The sequence below is a fragment of the Acinetobacter sp. YH12069 genome (assembly GCF_013419675.1).
GTDB classification, from domain to species: domain Bacteria; phylum Pseudomonadota; class Gammaproteobacteria; order Pseudomonadales; family Moraxellaceae; genus Acinetobacter; species Acinetobacter amyesii.
This window is the reverse complement of record NZ_VOZS01000026.1, coordinates 1-18,989: the sequence shown is the minus strand read 5'-3', so window position 1 is coordinate 18,989 and position 18,989 is coordinate 1. Positions and strand designations below refer to the sequence as shown.

The window sequence follows — 18,989 nt, the reverse complement described above, 5'->3', positions numbered from 1 at the left end:
GCGTTAAATTAACGCCTTGTGTCTGTGTCCTGCTTCACTACAATGGCATATCTAAAAAATAAATTTTATATGAGTTGTCTGGATTTTTTTTATGTATAAATCAACTGCGACTGTCTGGCAGCCTACGTTACCACAAATTTTTAAATTTACAGTCTTGGGTTCTGCACTTGCAGCTCTTGGTCTGACGGGCTGTTCTTCATCGCAAACGACTAAGCAGAACTCAGCAAGTAAACAAGTCGGCTCAAACTTTCTCGATGCCAATAGTTTAGATTCACTCGAAGATTTACTTTCTGCAACAGACATGCGTGCCGTAGAAGGCGATCGCCTTTTAGTACTGAAGCACGGTGATGTTTGGAAGCGTATGACCGTTGGTTTTAAAATGGATTTGAACCACTGGGATACGCGAATTGAAGCGCAGCGTGGTTGGTTTATTTCACGTCAACCATATATTGACCGTTTAAGTGCGCGTGCATCCCGTTATTTATATCACACGGTTAAAGAAGCCGAACGTCGTGGTTTGCCGACCGAATTGGCGTTATTGCCAGTGATTGAAAGTTCTTATGACCCAGCAGCAACCTCAAGTGCAGCCGCAGCAGGTTTATGGCAATTTATCCCAAGTACTGGACGTATTTACGGTTTAAAACAAACCTCAATGTATGATGGTCGTCGTGACGTAGTGGAATCTACGCGTGCAGCTTATGAGTTTTTAGGTGCGCTACATAACCAGTTTGGTTCGTGGGAATTGGCTTTGGCTTCATATAATGCAGGGCCGGGGCGTATTCAACAGGCGATTAACCGTAACCGTGCAGCAGGTTTGCCAACCGATTATTGGTCGCTAAAACTGCCACAAGAAACCATGAACTATGTCCCACGTTTCTTGGCTGTTGCTCAAATTATTAAAAATCCAAGTGCCTATGGCGTAAGTTTGCCGCCAATTGCCAACCGTCCACACTTTCGTGAAGTGGCTGTAGGGCCTGCAAATTTAAATGAAATTGCATCTATTACTGGTTTAAGTCGTGCAGAACTCTATGCACTAAATCCTGGTCATCGTGGTGATGTGATTGATAGCAGCAGCCCAATGCGGATTTTAATTCCTGCGGATGTGAGTCCATCAGTCGATGCACGTTTGAAAAAATTACAATCAGGTGGTTCAACAGGTTATTGGGCAAGTAATTCAACTTATAACCTACCAAAAAATAATGTTGAAATAACACCATCACGTGTTACTCCGCCGGAATTAAATAGTAAAATTATTCAGCCTGCAAAAGTGACGCCACCTACGCTGACCACACAGCCGACAGTGACAGCTTCTGCCAAACCACCTGTAGTCGCTGCAACGGTAACGCCAAGTATTCCATCAGGAACCAAAGGCAAAACGCCAATGGGATCATCTGCTTTGGCTGCTTTTGCATCGAATAGTGATATTCCAAGTGCGCCGCGTATTCCAGTCGCTGTTACTCCTTCGACGCCTGTGAAAGCCGTGTCTGTCGAGCCACCACTCAGCGCAAATGAGCGTGAGCAAATCATGGCGGCTATTAAAGCTGAAGGTGAAACCAAAACAGTCGATGAGGTATTAAAACCAGTAGCGACAAAAGCAGAGCAAGAAGAAGTCGTTCAGGAAATTAAAGCTATTGCGCCGAAAGGCACTGAAATTGTCGATCCTTACGATGGCAAGATTAAGTTGACTGCGATTCAGACCAGTCAGTCGATTGCAGATCAACAAGGTAAAGAACTGACCAAAGGTTTCTCTTACCCGAAAAGCGTGGCTGAAAATACAGGTGCAGATTCCGAAGAAGCCAAACGCAACCAAGGTAAAAATGTCATTCGTACAGATTCTGAAATTGTAGTTGTACCACCTAAAGGTAAACGCAGTACTTATACAGTTTTGGCGGGCGACACTTTAGCGTTGATCGCGATGAAAAATGGCGTGAATTGGCGTGATATTGCAGCTTGGAACCAAATTTCGCCAGATTCGACCTTGTATGTCGGTACGACCATCTATTTATATGATGCGAAACCGATTGTGCAAAATAATGAAGAATCGAAAGCTAAGCCTATTGCAGATAGCTATGTGGTGAAAGCAAATGACAGTCTTACAGCTGTTGCGAGTCAATTTGGTTTAAGTACGAAGCAACTCGCAGACTACAATGGTTTAACCACCACGAGTGGTTTATATGTTGGGCAGAAATTATCCTTAAAAGAAACGCCAGCATCTAAAGCAAAATTGGAAGCTGACAAGAAAGCAGCTCAAGTTGTCGAAAAATCTGCAAAAGTTCAAACCAAATCCTACACGGTAAAACGTGGTGAATATCTAAAACTCATTGCAGATCGTTATGCGCTGTCAAATCAAGAGTTGGCAGATTTAACAACTGGTTTAACGGCTGGCAGTAGCTTGATGGTGGGACAAAAAATTAATGTGCCATTACAAGCTGTAGCCGAGGTTGAGAGCAAAGTTGAAAAGCTCGACAGCAAAGTGGTGAATCGCATTGAAAATGTCAAAGTTGATCCTGCGTATAAAGTGGAAAGCTATAAAGTGCAGCGTGGTGATACGCTTTACAGCATTGCGACGCAGTCAAAAATCAGTTTGTCTGAATTGGCGAGTCTAAATGACATGTCGGCAAATAGTGGGCTGATGGCGGGGCAAAGCATTAAAGTACCTGCAAGTTCAACTGTTCCAGAGACTTATGTGGTGCAGTCTGGCGATACACTGACAGGCATTGCTAGTCGCTATGATTTAGGCATGGACTATGTCGCAAATTTAAATGGCATAGAGCGGAGTTCAGGTCTACGTGTTGGGCAGAAATTAAAATTAACAGGTGATGTCGCACCGGTTAAAGTAGAAACTAAAGTTGAGCCGGCCAAAACTGAAAGCAAAACCAATACACGAACGAATTCTGTTGAAGCGACCGATATTCATGTGGTGAAATCAGGTGAAACGCTGGGTGTGATTGCGAAGAAATATCATCTTCAATTGCGTTATTTAGCTGAATTAAATGGCCTAAATACCAATAGTGCGATTCGTGTAGGGCAGCGTTTAAAAGTAGATGGTGAACTACCTGCTGATGTAGCTAGTAAAGCAACTGAAACCAAAAAAACGGAAGCTAAATCCTCTACGAGCAATGTGAAACCAACAAATACTGAAAGTTATACTGTGAAATCAGGCGAGTCTTTAAATTCGATTGCTAGTCGGACAGGCTTAACTGTGGCAGCATTGGCTGAGTTAAATAACTTGAACCCGCGTGCTGGGCTTCGTGTTGGTCAAAATTTACAAGTTCCTAAAACCATCAGTGAATACCGTATTAAACGCGGGGATACATTGATTGGTTTAGCAAGTCGTTATGGACTAGATACATCAAAACTCGCTGAAATGAATGATATGCAACCATCTGCTCAGTTACGTATTGGTGAAGTGATAAAAGTACCGAACTGAGTCCAAACATTAAGGAGTTAAGTTGAATGTATTCTGCTTCAACTTCGCGTTACGTGTTTGGTATGACTTTGAGCATACTTTCAACAGGGGCGTGGGCTGCGTTGCAGACCACGCCTTTTCTTGCCATACATAGTAGCCCTCAATATCATCAATTACAGGCAATGCCCTATGCCAATCCTCTTGCCAATAAAGGGGGATATATCACGACCTCGAGTATTGGGAGTTTTGATAATTTAAACAGCATGAATGGAAAAGGGCGTTCTGTTGAAGGTATCAATTATCTTTTTGATAGCTTGATGAGTTCATCTTTAGATGAACCGGGTGTGATGTATCCGTTACTTGCCGAAAAAGTGACATTTGACCCGAAAAAAACTAATTTTGTAATTTTTCATTTAAACCCCAAAGCACGATTTAGTGATGGGAGTGCCTTAACAGCTGATGATGTGAAGTTTAGTTTTGATACCTTCCAAACTAAATCAAATCCCGGTCTACAAATGTACTTAGCAGATTTGGACAAAACAGATGTTTTATCTAAATATCAGGTGAGGATGAGTTTTAAATCTGGTCATAATGCTGATATGCCCATGATTTTGGCGCAAATGCCGATTTATTCCCAAAAAGATTGGGCAAAAAAAGATTTTACTCAAATTACATTGCAGCCCATATTAGGCTCAGGGCCTTATACGATTGAGACGATCGATGCAGGTAGGAGTATTCGCTACAAGCGCAATCCAGACTATTGGGGGCAGAACTTAGCCGTTAATCGTGGTCGATATAATTTTAACCATCTGAAATATGTATATTACCGGAGTCCAGACATTGCCTTCGAAGGCTTTAAAGCGGGTCAATTTACGTTATATGAGGAAAAGACCGCACGTAATTGGGTGGGAGCGTACAATTTTCCTGCTTTTAAAGACGGTAAAATTGTCAAATATCGCTTTAAACATGAAAGACCGATTCCCACAAAAAATCTCGTATTTAATACCCGCCGTGCGCCATTTAGGGATATTCGCTTTCGACAAGCTTTAACCTATGCTTATGATTTTGAATGGCAAAATAGAGCGTTGTTTTATGGGCAGTATCAGCGTTTACAGAGTTATTTTAGTAATAGTGTGCTAGAAGCGAAGGGGAAACCCTCTATCCAAGAGTTGGATATTTTAAAACCGATGTTATCGCAACTTGATCCTATTCAACGACAGGGAGTTTTATCCAATTGGCAATATCCCGTTTCTGATGGCAGTGGATTTAATCGAAAAAACCTTCTGCATGCACGCCAACTGTTATTGAATGCGGGTTATCGTTATCAAGACGGCAGATTGGTGGATGCAAAATCTCAGCCTGTGAAATTCGAAATCTTGATTCAGCAACAAGATTTGCAGCGAACCTTAATGCCATTTATACGAAATTTGAAACGTTTAGGTATTCAGGTGTTATTACGACAAGTAGATGGGCCGCAATACACCGAGCGTATGCGAAATATTGACTTTGATATGATCGTGGATGAAATGCCTCAATCGCTCACTCCAGCAGGTGAGCAAGCTCAACTTTGGGGCAGTCAAGCAGCCGATCAAGTGGGTAATTATAATTATGCAGGGATTAAAAATCCTGTGATCGATAAGCTCATTCAACAGGTGATCAATGCTCCAAATCGGGAGGAATTGATTATTCGTACGCGTGTTTTAGACCGCCTGCTCAGAGCGGGTTATTATCAAATTCCAATGTTTGGGCAAAGTGAAAACTGGTTTGCCTATTGGCATATGTATAAGCAACCTTATGTCAAACCTAAACTTTCTGCAGGGATTGACTATTGGTGGAGTGATGCAGCTCAAGCCAAGCAAATAACACAATATTTACGGCAGCAATAAATACACCTGAATGACAAGGAATGTGAAAGCAACATGGGCACATATATTTTAAAAAGATTGCTCCTGATTATTCCAACATTGTTTTTCATTTTACTGATTAACTTTGTCGTGATTCAGATTGCACCGGGAGGGCCTGTTGAGCAAGCTATACAGCAAGCTGAGTCCTTTCAAGGCATGGGAAACACGGGTGGTGGTGAAACGGCGACGACAGGCATTCAATACCAAGGTGCTAAAGGCCTCAGTACAGAAATGGTGGCAAAAATCGAAGCGCAATATGGTTTCGATAAGCCATTATTTGAACGTTTTTGGCTGATGTTAAAGGGGTATGTGACGCTAGATTTTGGTACCAGTTTTTTTAAAGATAAGCCTGTGACCGAGCTACTTTGGGAAAAGCTGCCTGTATCCTTATCCCTTGGTTTATGGAGTACCTTGCTGATCTATATGGTGTCTATTCCATTAGGCATTAAAAAAGCCCGTCAACATGGTCTGTTGTTTGATAAAAGTACGTCTATTTTATTGGCTATAGGCTATGCCATTCCTGCTTTCGCCTTTGCCATTTTACTCATTGTCTTTTTTGCAGGTGGTTCATATTTTCAGTGGTTCCCTCTGCAAGGGTTGGTTTCAGAGAATTTTGCTGAGTTAAGCGTATTTGGCAAAATTGCAGATTATTTTTGGCATATGGCTTTGCCATTGTGTGCCATGGTAATTGGTGGTTTCGCTGGCTTAACTTATCTGACCAAATACTCTTTTATGGAAGAACTGAATAAACAATATGTTCTTGCTGCTCGTTCTAAAGGTTTGACCGAATCACGTGTGCTGTATGGGCATGTATTTCGTAATGCAATGCTCATTGTCATTGCAGGTCTGCCAGAAGCCTTGATTGGCATCTTCTTTGTGGGAAATCTATTTATTGAAATTATTTTCAATCTAGATGGTCTGGGGTTATTAGGATTTGAAGCCATCGTACAGCGCGATTATCCAGTCATTTTTGGCACCTTATTTATTTTTACCTTGATGGGACTGATCTTAAGATTAATCAGTGATGTCATGTATCAAATGATTGATCCACGAATTAATTTTGATTCACAGGGGGCAAAATAATGTCTCCGATTATACAAGCGCGTTTGCAACGTTTTAAAGAAAATAAATTAGGCTTTACATGCTTTATCAGCTTTGCCTTGATTTTTATTTTGTCCCTAGCTGTCGAATTCATTGCCAATGATAAGCCGCTCTTGGTCAAATACGATGATTCTTTATATGTGCCCGTGCTAAAAAGTTATCCAGAAACCACTTTCGGTGGGGTATTTGAAACTGAGGCTGATTATAAAGATCCTGTCGTTCAGCAACTGATTGAAGAGAAAGGTTGGGCTGTGTGGCCACTGATTAAATTTTCCTACCAAACACCGAATTTAGAACTGGCTGTGCCCGTGCCATCTGCACCGACTGCACAAAATTGGCTTGGTACCGATGACCAAGGGCGTGATGTGCTCGCACGTATTTTATATGGACTACGTGTGTCGCTCTTGTTTGGTTTTGCATTAACTTTTGCTTCAGCCATATTGGGCATCATGGTTGGGGCGATACAGGGCTATTATGGTGGCTGGGTAGACCTCATTGGTCAACGGATTTTAGAAGTCTGGGGCGGACTACCGATGCTATTCATGGTGATGATTTTGGTCAGCATGTTTACGCCGAGTGTGTATTGGCTCTTTGTCATTATGCTGCTGTTTGGCTGGCCCACTTTGGTCGGCTTGGTTCGTGCAGAGTTTTTGCGTGCTCGTAATTTTGATTATGTCCGTGCAGCACGGAGTCTTGGCGTTACAGATAGCACCATTATGTTTCGGCATATCTTACCAAATGCGATGAGTTCCAGTCTTTCACAGCTACCTTTCATGCTCACGGCAAATATTACGGCACTGACAGCCTTAGATTTCCTAGGTTATGGCTTACCGCCTGATGCCGCGTCATTAGGTGGGTTATTGCTTCAAGGGAAAAACAATCTGAATGCACCATGGCTTGCCTTATCGGGATTCTTTACCTTAGCAATCGTGCTGTCTTTATTGATCTACATTGGGGAGGCGACACGTGATGCATTCGATCCTAGACGTCAATAATCATCAAGTTAATGTACCTCCCATCGTGTTAGCGGTGGAGCATTTACATATTTCACATGCAGCACAGGTCTTGGTTGAAGACCTGAATTTTAATTTGCATGCAGGTGAAACGATAGCGATTGTGGGAGAAAGCGGTTCAGGTAAATCGATTAGCAGCCTAGCTATACTCGGTTTGTTGCCAAGTGATCTGCAGGTCACAGGCAGCGTCAGCCTGAATGGACAGAATATTCTTGGACTGAGTCCTGAGCAGCACCGAAACATTCGTGGACAGAAAATTGCCATGATTTTTCAAGAGCCGATGACGGCCTTAAATCCCTTACATCGGGTGGAAAAGATTGTTGGTGAGTCACTGTTGTTACAGGGTTGGTCGAAGGCAAAAACACGACAGCGGGTTATAGAATTATTAAATGATGTGGGTATTCCGGATGCTGAAGATAAATTAAGACGCTATCCACATGAGTTGTCAGGGGGGCAGCGACAACGTGTCATGATTGCCATGGCATTGGCCTTAGATCCTGATATTTTAATCGCTGATGAGCCAACCACGGCTTTAGATGTCACTTTGCAAGCGCAAATCTTAAATTTATTAAAGTCGCTACAACAGCAGCGTAATATGGCCATGATTTTAATTAGCCATGACCTGAATTTGGTCAAGCGCTATGCCGAACATGTGATTGTGATGAATCGTGGACAAGTGGTGGAACAAGGAGATGTTCAGGAAATTTTTGAGCAACCGAAGCAGGCGTATACCAAAAATCTATTAGACCATGATTTTGGTAAAGCAATACAGGTTTCACAAACGCAGACACTTTTAAAATTACACCAATTAGGAGTGAAGTTCCCAGTCAAACAAGGCTTATTGAACCGCATCAAAGATTATGTCGTTGCGGTAGAGGCTTTGGATTTAACAGTGGCTGAAGGTGAGTCGATCGGTATTGTTGGAGAGAGTGGTTCAGGGAAAAGCTCCCTAGCATTGGCTATTGCTCGGCTCATAGAAAGTGATGGCGAAATTATGTTAAATCAACACGCCATCCATCAACTTTCAGAAAAACAGCTCAGACCCTTACGCCGTGAATTTCAAATCGTCTTTCAAGATCCATTCAGTAGTTTAAATCCACGACTAAATGTAGAGCAAACCATTGGCGAAGGTTTGGCCTTACAGCATTTATCTGCAAATGAAATTGTACAGCGTATAGATGAAGCTTTGCAGAAAGTCGAATTAGCAAGCTCATTCAAGCAGCGTTATCCACATGAATTATCGGGTGGGCAACGGCAGAGAGTCGCCTTAGCACGTGCGTTGGTATTACGTCCTAAACTGCTGATTCTCGATGAACCCACATCGGCACTAGATCGGACGACACAAAAAGCCATCGTGAAGCTGCTACGGCGTTTGCAGCAAGAATTTAATATGAGTTATTTATTTATCAGTCACGATTTACACGTGGTCAAAGCCCTCTGTCAAAAAGTGTTGGTACTGCGCCATGCCAAAGTCATGGAATTTCAAGACACCGCAGATCTATTTGCACGACCACAAACGGACTATACCCGTAAATTAATTGAAGCCAGCCAATACTAAAATTAAACTTATGGATATTTTGACAAGTGTCATTGTCAAAATATCCTTGACCTTTAGAAAATAATAATTAGAGTAAATACTCAGGACTTGTTATTTCATTTTGGACATTGCCATGAGCCATTTAGCTGAAAGCTTTAAAATTCGTAATACCACATTTAAAAATCGCATCATCAAAGGTGCAATGAGTGAAGCATTGGCCAATACCGCAGGCCAACCCAATCACTTACATTTTGGATTATATGAAGCTTGGGCGAAGGGTGGTTTGGGCTGTGCCATTACCGGTAATGTCATGGTGGATTTTCGTGCTAAAAATGAGCCGGGGGTTGTTGTCGCTGAAACAGAGCGAGATTTGGCGCAGTTAACACAGTGGGCTGAGTTAGGTAAGAAGCACGGCATGGTGCAATTGGTTCAACTTTCACATCCTGGCCGCCAATGTCCTAAAGGTTTAAATAAGGAAACGGTTGCGCCGTCCGCTGTACCATTTAGACCGATGTTAGCTACAACGTTTGGAACACCGCGCGAACTTCGTGAAGATGAAATTTTAGATATCATTCAGCGTTTTGCACGTGCCGCACACATTTGTGAAAAGGCAGGCTTCGAAGGCGTGCAATTGCATGGTGCGCATGGTTATTTAATTAGTCAGTTCTTGTCGCCACTGACCAATAAACGTCAAGATCAGTGGGGTGGTTCAAATGAAAATCGCATGCGCTTTTTGCTTGAAATCTATAAGGCAGTTCGTGCAGCGACGACAGATGATTTTATCATTTCGGTCAAACTAAATTCTGCTGATTTCCAACGCGGCGGAATTAGCGAAGCAGATGTGATTGAGGTCTTTAAGGCAATCGATGCCGCAGGGATTGATATGATTGAAATCTCGGGCGGTTCCTATGAAGCGCCAGCGATGGCGGGTGCTAAAGAAGAAAAACGTAAAGCCAGTACCATTGCTCGTGAAGCTTATTTCCTCGATTTTGCGGACAATATCCGTAAAGAGGTAAAGTGTGCATTGATAGTTACAGGTGGGTTTAGAACCGTCCAAGGCATGAATGCTGCACTAGACAGTGGAGCTTGTGATTTTATTGGTATTGCACGTCCATTCGCTGTTGAAGTCGATTTGGTTGATCGTTTATTGGCGGGGCAGGATGTTCGTTACGGTGTGGACAAAATTAAAACTGGCATACCGATGATTGATAAAATGGCGATTATGGAAATTATTTGGTATGCCGCTCAGTTTAAATCGATTGGTGAAGGCAAACAGCCAAATCCTAAACTTTCACCGTTAAAAGTGTTTTTTAAATATCTTAAAGGAAATTTAACCGCGGTCATTAAAGGGCAAGTCAATTCACGTAAGTCGGCTTAATCAATCATTGAATTATTAGAATAAGGGCAATCGGCATACATCCATGTTATGGTTGCCTTCATTCATATCAATATTGCTTACAATAAAAATGTCTAAAATTTTAATATTAATAGTCATTCTTTCGGGGCTCAGTTCTGTCCTCTATGCCCAGTCCGTATTTCAGACGGGAGATATTATTTTTCATATCTCAAAGTCACAACAAAGTTTAAGCATTCAAAAGGCCACACATTCGCCCTATAGTCACATGGGCATGATCGTAAATAAAAATAACCAAACGTGGGTGCTTGAAGCCATTCAACCTGTGCAATACACCACTTTAAATCAATGGATCGCACGTGGGGAAAATGCTCACTATGTCGTAAAAAGGCTCAAACAACCCTTAAATGTGCCGCAGAAAACGAAGCTGGTACAACATGCAGAAAAGTATTTGGGCAAACCCTATGATATATATTTTGAATGGGATGACCGTGCAATTTACTGTTCTGAAATTGTTTGGAAAGCTTATCAGCATGCTTTAGGAATCGAACTTTCTCCATTACAACAACTGAAACAATTTGATTTAAAACAAAATGAAGTCCAGCGTCTAATGCGGCAGCGCTATGGTCAAAATATTCCGCTGAATGAGCAGGTGATTGCCCCTAAGGCCATTTATGATTCAAAACTATTAAAAGAAATATTTAGAAATTAAGGCAATAAAAAAGCCCAAGTCGCAATGCTTGAGCTTTTTAATGAGTGGTTAAAACCAACTCGAATATGGCGTCCCTACGGGGATTCGAACCCCGGTTACCGCCGTGAAAGGGCGATGTCCTAGGCCTCTAGACGATAGGGACAGTACAGAAAGTAAATTTTAAAACCGTTTATTTCAGTCTAATTTTTTAGACTAAGTAATGGCGTCCCTACGGGGATTCGAACCCCGGTTACCGCCGTGAAAGGGCGATGTCCTAGGCCTCTAGACGATAGGGACTTAATAAAATGTACTTCTGAAAATTGGCGTCCCTACGGGGATTCGAACCCCGGTTACCGCCGTGAAAGGGCGATGTCCTAGGCCTCTAGACGATAGGGACGTTTCAGAGGTGGGCGTATATTAGGGTGAAAATCGGGGGGTGTCAAACGCTTTTCTATAAATAAATTCAGTTTTTGTTGTTGAGTGCATAAAATTAAAACAATTTGCTAAAAATGTTTGAAAAATACATTATTTATGTCGATTTTTTCAACACTTGTAAGATTGTAGCAATAACTTCTGGATGCGTTAAATATCCTGCAATATCGTGTGGGTGTTCAATCGATGTCTGAATTTGCTGGTTAATAATGGCGGGTTGAAAATCAAATGGTGCCTGACTCAGTGGAAAAGCGCTGAGAAAATCATCATGTGAATAAAAGTTTAACCAATCGCCTGAAATTGCATCAGGCCGCTGTAAAGGCTGAGGTAAGTGGGCTTGGATGACACGAAAAGCCAAAGGTGAGCCCAAGGTGATAAAGCGCTGTATGTTGAGTTCAGGATGTAACAGTAAAAAATGATACGCAATCACGCTACCTAGCGAATGTGCAATCAACAGGGTGGGTTTCGTTTGATGTAATTGCTCATGCAGACGAGTATGAACTGCCTGAATAAAGTGTGGATTGGATAAATAGAGATAAGTTTCGACCAAAAATTTATGCAAAAGTGTGGCATGTAATTTTGGGAAATAATTCATTAAAACTGCAAAATCGCGTAGGGCTAGATCTTTGCCAAGTGCAGTGATCGATTTGAATGATTGGCTTAATCCAATAGCATCATTGAGGGTGATGTCAGGTAGATTATTTTGTACAGCGTGATGCTCAAATACTTTTGGTGATTTTTCTGGGAGTTCAGTACGATGGATAAACGGAAAATGTGGCCACGTTTGAGGCGTCAAGGTGCTGGCTTGAAGCATATTCTGCAAATGATAACGCGTGAGTAAGTCCCCATAAAAAGGCATGCGCATATGGTGCTGTATATACGATAAAAAAGTCTCTTGATGGCTTTGCTTTAAGCCTTGAGACAATAGTGCAAGCCAATGCTGTTCGAGCGAACGTGCAGTTTGTTGCTGTTGATTCATGCCATGGATAAAGATGATCTGCATATTGCACCTCATCGACGGACCAGTTTTTATTCTACTTTTATTAAAATATAGCCATAAAAAAAGAGCAACCGAAGTTACTCTTTTATCGTGTTTGGCATGACAACGTAGATCAATCTTTGTTGTGATACAAGGTGTAGTAGCTGATATAACACGCCACAATGAAGATCATACAGCAGATAAAGCCAGTTAACATTTCTGGGTCAAATACCATACTAATACAGGTAATAAGACAGAATACAAAACCGAGTATCGGCACAATTGGGAAGAGTGGTGCAGCAAAAGCTAAATCTTTTGCAGTTTTACCTTCTTTATACCACTGACGGCGGAAGTTGAATTGGCTTAAACAAATACTCATCCATACCACCACCATGGTAAATGCCGCGACACCTAACAAGTTTTTGAAGATGGTTTCTGGTGCAAATTGCTCAGAAAGTAAGCCCGGCATACCACCGATCATGGTCACGATCACGGCAACATAAGGAATACCGCGCGAGTTCACTTTAGAGAACACTGCAGGTAATTGCTTACTATAGGACAATGACCACATCATTCGAGATGCAGCAAATAAACCAGAGTTAGCAGCAGAAAGTAGGGCTGTGATAATCACAAAGCGGATGATATCTTCTGCATAAGGAATACCAATGTGCTGGAATACTGTTACGAAAGGTGAACTACTTACACCTTCGGCAGATAAGCCAGCTTCTTGATGGGGCAATAATGCAGTAATAACAACAATGGTACCTACAAAGAAAATCAACAAGCGGAAAATCGCCGTGTTAATGGCTTTAGGTACATTTTTCGCTGGATCTTTGGTTTCACCCGCAGCAACACCAATCAGTTCAGTACCTGAGAATGCAAAGTTCACAATCAACATTGTAGCGAAGATTGGGAACAAGCCTTCAGGGAACCAACCTTGTGCAGTGAGGTTGCTAAACAGTGGTGCAGCTTCATAGCCTCGATAGCCTAAAACACCAAAAATGGCCAATAGACCTAAAATAATAAAGGCAACAACGGTAATCACTTTGACTAAGGCTAGCCAAAATTCAGATTCAGCAAACCATTTGGTTGAAATCATATTCAGGCAGAATACAAAAGCACCAAAGATTAAAGTCCACATCCACATAGAGCTGTCTGGGAACCATTCCTGCATTAAAAGTGCAGCAGCAGTAAATTCAGTTCCTAGCGTTACTGACCATGTCAGCCAATACAGCCAAGTGATGGTATAACCCGTACCCGGTCCGATATAGCGTTTAGCATAAGCGCCAAATGAACCAGATTCTGGCATATGTACAGCGAGCTCGCCTAAGCAAAGCATCACCATATAGGCGATAATACCGCCTAAAAAATACGAAATAATGGCACCTACAGGCCCCGTTTGTGCAATGACTTCACCCGAACCAAGAAATAAACCAGTACCGATTGCGCCGCCAAGCGAAATCATCACCAGATGTCGAGTACTCATAGCGCGTTTTAACGGCGCAGAATTGCCCTGATGCGAAGCATCATTCGGAGAATGTGATGACTGCATAGAGAAAAAGGAGAATCAAATAATGAAGCGAGTAATTGTAGAGAAGAATGCAATGATGATGCAATCAATTAATATAAATTATAGATAAATAAACTTTAAGTTTGTCAGAGCTGACAGAAAAATTGGCGTCCCTACGGGGATTCGAACCCCGGTTACCGCCGTGAAAGGGCGATGTCCTAGGCCTCTAGACGATAGGGACGTTTTGAGGTGGGTGTATAGTACATAGCCCATCTATATTTGTCAAAATAGAGTTTGATTGTTATATTCTAAATGTATATAAATGAAACAAAAACAGAATCTTTTTAATGAAAAATAATTTTAATGAGTTTATTTCTGGAATTTTATTTGAAATCAATCAATTTAATGTGGGCAAAGTCCATGAAAGATTCTATATAGTTTTATTGAATTATTTGCATTGGTTTGAAGTTTATCCAAATAATTTTTCTTCGTATATCAGTAAATCAGAGTTTGAAAGAATTATTGATGAACTTTTATTTAGGGATTTAGATGGGGAAAGTAGAATTACGTATAATCACCTCAAATCTTTAGATGATTCTCATTATTTTTTAGATATCCAGAGCTTTTTTAAATTATATCTAATCTTAAAGGTTCGAAGATATCAGTTGTCTAGTGATGATGTAGAACTTGAAAAATTAGAAAAAAAATTGGATGTATGTTTTGAGCCAATGTTGTGGAGTAAAGACAAACAAGATTTATTGGTTATTAATCGTGATTTTCCTGAATTTAAAAAACAGATGAATTCAAGTCGGGTGCTTTTGCCACTTTCATTAATAGTTTTTAACTTTACTTTTGTTGAATTAATATCTAATACAAGTTTGAGAGTATCTATCCAAATATTTCTAGCAATAGTAGCTGCGTGTCTTTTAGCTAATGTTTCTAAAGGGGCAAAATCCGAAAAGGACTCATTAGAGTTGAAAGTATGGGATTATATCTTGGTGTTGAGCGAGGATAAAAACTCATTGACGAAAAGCAGTTGAACGATTTCCTTAAATTATAATTTGTACAGTGGTTTTTGTGGATTAAACTGCTCCCACAAATCATTTTTGAATTTATATGGAAACCCTAATTTTTCTCTCATAGGGAAGAGAAATAGTTTCATAAAAAAAGGTGGCTAATGAGCCACCTTAACTATTTTATTTATCGTGATATAACCAATAATAACCTGCATAACATGCTGCCATAAAGATCAGGCAGCCAATAAAGCCTGAAAGCATTTCAGGATCTGCAGCCATACTTAAACCTGTTGCGGTACAGCAGACAAAGCCAAGAATTGGAACCAGCGGGAACCATGGTGTACGGAATTTAAGTTCTGACACGCTATGACCTTGTTTCAGCCATTGGCGACGGAAGTTAAATTGACTCCAGCAAATACTCATCCACACGATCACCATGGTGAAGGCGGCAACCCCCATCAAGTTTTTGAAGATGACATCTGCGCCAAATTGTTCTGACAATAGGCCTGGTAAACCACCGATCATAGTGACCAATACAGCAATATAAGGCACACCAGTTTTGCTTAATTTGCCGAAAGCACGTGGTAATTGTTTTTGTGCGGACAGCGCCCACATCATACGTGATGCAGCATATAAACCAGAGTTAGCTGTAGACAGTAAAGCCGTAATAATGACGAAACGAATTAAGTCTTCTGCATAGGGAATGCCCATCAGGTTAAATACGGAAACGAAAGGGCTACTGCTTAAGCCGCCATGTCCGCCGACATTTAAACCTGCATCGGTATAGGTCAACAGTGAACTGATGACGATAATAGTGCCGACAAAGAAAATGATTAAGCGCCATACCGCAGCATGAATGGCTTTAGGCACATTCTTTTCAGGGTTTTCAGTTTCACCTGCAGCGATACCAATCATCTCCGTACCATTAAAGGCAAAGTTCACGATCAATAGTGTGGCAAACAGTGGGAACAAACCATTTGGCAGCCAACCATGTTCAGTCAAATTGTGGAACATTGGAGCTGATTCATAGCCTTGGAAAGGCACGAAACCAAAGATGCAGGCAAAACCAAGGATGATGAAAATCAACACTGTTGCAACTTTCACCATTGATAACCAAAATTCTGACTCTGCAAATGCACGCGTAGAGCTTAAATTAGAAATCAGTACACCTGCAGCGAAGATCAGTGTCCATAACCAAATAGAGGTTTGTGGAAACCATTCCTGCATCAATATAGCAGCCGCAGTAAATTCTGTACCTAAGGTGGCAGACCAGCCCAACCAGTACATCCAAGACACCATATAACCCGTACCCGGGCCAATATAATTTGTCGCAAAAGCACCAAAAGAGCCAGAAACAGGTAAATGTACGGCAAGTTCACCCAAACAGAGCATAACCATGTAGGCGATTAGACCGCCAATAATGTAGGCAAGTACAGCGCCCAAAGGCCCAGCTTGTGAAATAACTTCACCTGAACCCATAAACAAACCAGTACCAATTGCACCACCAAGTGAGAGCATCACAAGGTGTCGAGTCGTCATCGCACGTTTAAGCGATGGACTTTTACCTTCAGCAGACGAGTGTTGCGAAGGTTCAGAGGGAGATTGCATAGTGAAAAGAAAATTGAACGAAAGGTATATTTTATGATTGAATGCAGTGAAATGATTGATAAATCGAATTTTTCTTATAATGTAATAATACTGATCTAAAATTTAAATCTTTAGTGCTGACCATTGGATTAATGGTCAGGAGTTTGATACTCAGCTTCAGAAGTTGCAGGTACTTGAGTTTGTTCAGCTACAGGGGCTTTGTTGTCATCGCGGCTCACAATATACAGATAGAGTGCAGATGGAAATAAGATGGCTAAAACCAAGAGCAACTTTTTAAACATAGGGTGTTCTTACATCAAAATAGATCAAGCTGAAGTATAAACAAAACCAGTCAGGCTGTAATTAATTAAAGTTTACGGTTTTTCTGTTCTAGATTAGACAGGATGACTTGGTAAATGTCGGGGTAGTGTTGTTTAAAGTTCCGTTGTTGCATGATCGTGATGGTTGAAGCATTTGGCTCAACACCCAGTTTTAAAATTTTTTGGGTTAAAGCGAGTTGTGGGGAGCGACCATCAAAATGTGTATTCAGTAAGTTACCATCGGTATATTTTACTGTGAGTCTAATATTAAGTAGATAATCAAAAACATTAGGCAAACCAAAACCGGCAGCTTTGTAGAGTAAATTATATGTTTCTGCACGATAGCCACGGCCGTATGTTTGATGTGTTTTTAATAATCCTAATGCATTATAAAATTCTAATTTAGCAATAATTTCTTGTTCATTAATAGAACCATCGCCATTTTTTAAAGTCCTATTGATGGTATTAAAAGTGACATCGTTTGAGCTGGGTTTGCAATTAGCAGCAATCAGTCGCTTGATATCTTGAAGTGGAAGTATAAGATGTGCTGTGTCACACATTTTTTTAATTTCTTTATTTTTCATTTTACTGCTTTGAATATTTTTATTTTCAAATTCCTGCACTATGGCTGACCAACCATATATGTTTATAAATTTATAATAACGAGATGCATCATTCGTCATCCCTTTGATCTTTTTAAAGTCTTGAATGTTTTTCACTGATGGTGCATTGGTAGCGTGATTTTGTGGCACTGGAGCATTTGCAAAGCAATGCATACTCATTAGCAGGCAGCTGGTAATAACGATGTTTTTCATGGTTTGTGTGCTTTTAATAAATTGTAAATGTTAGGATATTTGGTTGAAAAGTCATTCTGTTCTATTTGTTTATAAACGTTACTATTGGGCTCGATTCCTGCATTCAGTAGTTTTTGAACCAAACTCACAGAAGGGTTACGGCCTTTGATATTGTCTAAAATTAAATTACCATCCACGCCCGTGTAATCGACACCAATACTCAGCAAATAATCAGAAACGTCTTCTAGTCCCCAACCAATTGCGTTAGATTGCAAAGAGCTTTTTTCTTCATACGGGCCAAATTTATACGTAACCTTTGTTTGTAATACATTTTCGGATTTATAGAATTTTAATTTTTCAATGATTTCATTTTGATCAATTTCACCTTCAGCATTTGTTAATTTTGCATTAATGATCATAAAAGATGATTGGCCATTCAGCGGTTTGCAATTTGCTTTAAATAAGCGTTTGGTTTGATCGGCAGTACTTAGACTCAGTGCAATTTCACAAAGTTTATCTTTTTCTTCTTGAGACATTTTACTTTTTAGAATGGTGCCATTTTCAAAATCACGAACGATTGACTCCCAACCGTATTTGGTTGCTGTTCGATAATACTGTATTGCTTCTTCGCTCAATTTTTTGGTTTTTTTCGCTTGTATTTGAGTGTCACGATCGTTGGTTTTGGGAATAAAAGATTCTTGGTCATCATTCAATGCTGTTTGATTTGTCTGATTGGCATCGTGCTCAACAGTATTTGAAGGATTTGTCGGTAGGCTGGCTTCGGGTCTAAAAATGTAGATGAAGATACCGAGACATACTATGCACAGACCAAAGAGTAAGATTATTTTTTTCATGTTTTATTCTATTTGAAAATGAATCAAGAGCGTTTTTAGGTGCTCTTGATAGGGGAAGTTTAAAATTTAAATGTGACATCAGCAATGAACTGTCGCCCAATTTCAGATCTAAGTCTGTTGGTTGACTCACTAATACCTGGGGTGGTATAGGTATTATGTCGATTGGTAATATTGTTAATGGTTAAACCGAATATTGCTTTGAGATCTTTAGCGAAATTGAAATCATAAGTGGTACGCATATCCCAACTAAATCGAGGTCTAATCGTATCTGTAGCATAGGCTTCCAACAGGACACCATCATGCTCAACTTTGTTTTTTAGTTTATACGTATCTTTATATTCAGATTTGTAGCTTAAGAAGTTATTAGGATCTGTTGACATTTGTTGATTAAAAAAATAGCGAGATAGTAAAATTAAATCGCCAAACCCAATTTTACACTCGCTATGCCTCGAACAATGCTAAATGATCAACACTGGTCCAAGTTACTT

General features: G+C 40.6%; 15 protein-coding genes and 4 tRNA genes. 8 read left to right on the top strand and 11 right to left on the bottom strand.

The window, feature by feature from the left end:
* Positions 1 to 91 precede the first annotated feature (91 nt).
* The 7 genes from FTU16_RS14575 (at position 92) to FTU16_RS14545 (ending at position 11,030) form a co-directional block, all read left to right on the top strand.
* The gene (locus FTU16_RS14575) at positions 92 to 3,430 is read left to right on the top strand and encodes a LysM peptidoglycan-binding domain-containing protein (RefSeq protein WP_180163537.1); all 3,339 of its coding nucleotides are present in this window, start codon (positions 92 to 94) and stop codon (positions 3,428 to 3,430) included.
* A gap of 62 nt (positions 3,431 to 3,492) precedes the next feature.
* A complete protein-coding gene (locus tag FTU16_RS14570) occupies positions 3,493 to 5,295 on the top strand; it encodes an extracellular solute-binding protein (protein ID WP_257227150.1) in 1,803 nt (600 codons plus the stop codon).
* 33 nt (positions 5,296 to 5,328) lie between these two features.
* Positions 5,329 to 6,396, top strand: a complete 1,068-nt coding sequence (locus FTU16_RS14565; RefSeq protein ID WP_180163535.1) for a microcin C ABC transporter permease YejB — start codon at positions 5,329 to 5,331, stop codon at positions 6,394 to 6,396.
* Complete coding sequence (locus FTU16_RS14560; RefSeq protein WP_180163534.1) at positions 6,396 to 7,409, top strand: ABC transporter permease; 1,014 nt, start codon at positions 6,396 to 6,398, stop codon at positions 7,407 to 7,409. Before FTU16_RS14565 ends, FTU16_RS14560 begins: the two co-directional genes overlap by 1 nt.
* The gene (locus FTU16_RS14555) at positions 7,384 to 8,985 is read left to right on the top strand and encodes an ABC transporter ATP-binding protein (protein ID WP_180163548.1); all 1,602 of its coding nucleotides are present in this window, start codon (positions 7,384 to 7,386) and stop codon (positions 8,983 to 8,985) included. The genes FTU16_RS14560 and FTU16_RS14555 overlap by 26 nt, the downstream gene beginning before the upstream one ends.
* Positions 8,986 to 9,097: 112 nt before the next feature.
* Positions 9,098 to 10,342 (top strand): NADH:flavin oxidoreductase/NADH oxidase family protein, encoded by a 1,245-nt coding sequence (locus FTU16_RS14550; RefSeq protein WP_180163533.1) that lies wholly within the window; start codon positions 9,098 to 9,100, stop codon positions 10,340 to 10,342.
* Positions 10,343 to 10,385: 43 nt separating this feature from the next.
* Complete coding sequence (locus FTU16_RS14545) at positions 10,386 to 11,030, top strand: YiiX family permuted papain-like enzyme (RefSeq protein WP_218955658.1); 645 nt, start codon at positions 10,386 to 10,388, stop codon at positions 11,028 to 11,030.
* A gap of 66 nt (positions 11,031 to 11,096) precedes the next feature.
* Here FTU16_RS14545 and FTU16_RS14540 read toward each other — a convergent pair.
* From FTU16_RS14540 to FTU16_RS14515, 6 genes are all read right to left on the bottom strand, one after another.
* Positions 11,097 to 11,172, bottom strand: a tRNA-Glu gene (locus tag FTU16_RS14540).
* Between the two features lie 58 nt (positions 11,173 to 11,230).
* Positions 11,231 to 11,306, bottom strand: a tRNA-Glu gene (locus FTU16_RS14535).
* Between the two features lie 24 nt (positions 11,307 to 11,330).
* A tRNA-Glu gene (locus FTU16_RS14530) sits at positions 11,331 to 11,406 on the bottom strand.
* A gap of 132 nt (positions 11,407 to 11,538) precedes the next feature.
* Positions 11,539 to 12,444, bottom strand: coding sequence for an alpha/beta fold hydrolase (locus FTU16_RS14525; protein WP_180163531.1), 906 nt, complete (start codon positions 12,442 to 12,444; stop codon positions 11,539 to 11,541).
* A 109-nt stretch (positions 12,445 to 12,553) separates the two neighbouring features.
* On the bottom strand, positions 12,554 to 13,972 hold the full coding sequence (locus FTU16_RS14520; protein WP_078189154.1) for an amino acid permease: 1,419 nt from the start codon (positions 13,970 to 13,972) through the stop codon (positions 12,554 to 12,556).
* A gap of 123 nt (positions 13,973 to 14,095) precedes the next feature.
* A tRNA-Glu gene (locus FTU16_RS14515) sits at positions 14,096 to 14,171 on the bottom strand.
* A 106-nt stretch (positions 14,172 to 14,277) separates the two neighbouring features.
* On the opposite strand from FTU16_RS14515, the gene FTU16_RS14510 reads away from it, so the two are divergent.
* Positions 14,278 to 14,970 carry a hypothetical protein gene (locus tag FTU16_RS14510; RefSeq protein ID WP_168379377.1) on the top strand — a complete coding sequence of 231 codons (693 nt, stop codon included), beginning with the start codon at positions 14,278 to 14,280 and terminating at the stop codon, positions 14,968 to 14,970.
* Between the two features lie 156 nt (positions 14,971 to 15,126).
* On the opposite strand, the gene FTU16_RS14505 is transcribed toward FTU16_RS14510, so the two are convergent.
* From FTU16_RS14505 to FTU16_RS14485, 5 genes are all read right to left on the bottom strand, one after another.
* Positions 15,127 to 16,554, bottom strand: a complete 1,428-nt coding sequence (locus tag FTU16_RS14505) for an amino acid permease (RefSeq protein WP_078192919.1) — start codon at positions 16,552 to 16,554, stop codon at positions 15,127 to 15,129.
* A gap of 128 nt (positions 16,555 to 16,682) precedes the next feature.
* A complete protein-coding gene (locus FTU16_RS14500; RefSeq protein WP_168379378.1) occupies positions 16,683 to 16,835 on the bottom strand; it encodes a hypothetical protein in 153 nt (50 codons plus the stop codon).
* 65 nt (positions 16,836 to 16,900) lie between these two features.
* A complete protein-coding gene (locus FTU16_RS14495) occupies positions 16,901 to 17,668 on the bottom strand; it encodes a hypothetical protein (RefSeq protein ID WP_180163530.1) in 768 nt (255 codons plus the stop codon).
* Positions 17,665 to 18,501, bottom strand: a complete 837-nt coding sequence (locus FTU16_RS14490; RefSeq protein WP_180163529.1) for a hypothetical protein — start codon at positions 18,499 to 18,501, stop codon at positions 17,665 to 17,667. Before FTU16_RS14490 ends, FTU16_RS14495 begins: the two co-directional genes overlap by 4 nt.
* A 59-nt stretch (positions 18,502 to 18,560) precedes the next feature.
* Complete coding sequence (locus FTU16_RS14485) at positions 18,561 to 18,881, bottom strand: hypothetical protein (protein WP_180163528.1); 321 nt, start codon at positions 18,879 to 18,881, stop codon at positions 18,561 to 18,563.
* Between the last annotated feature and the right edge of the window lie 108 nt (positions 18,882 to 18,989).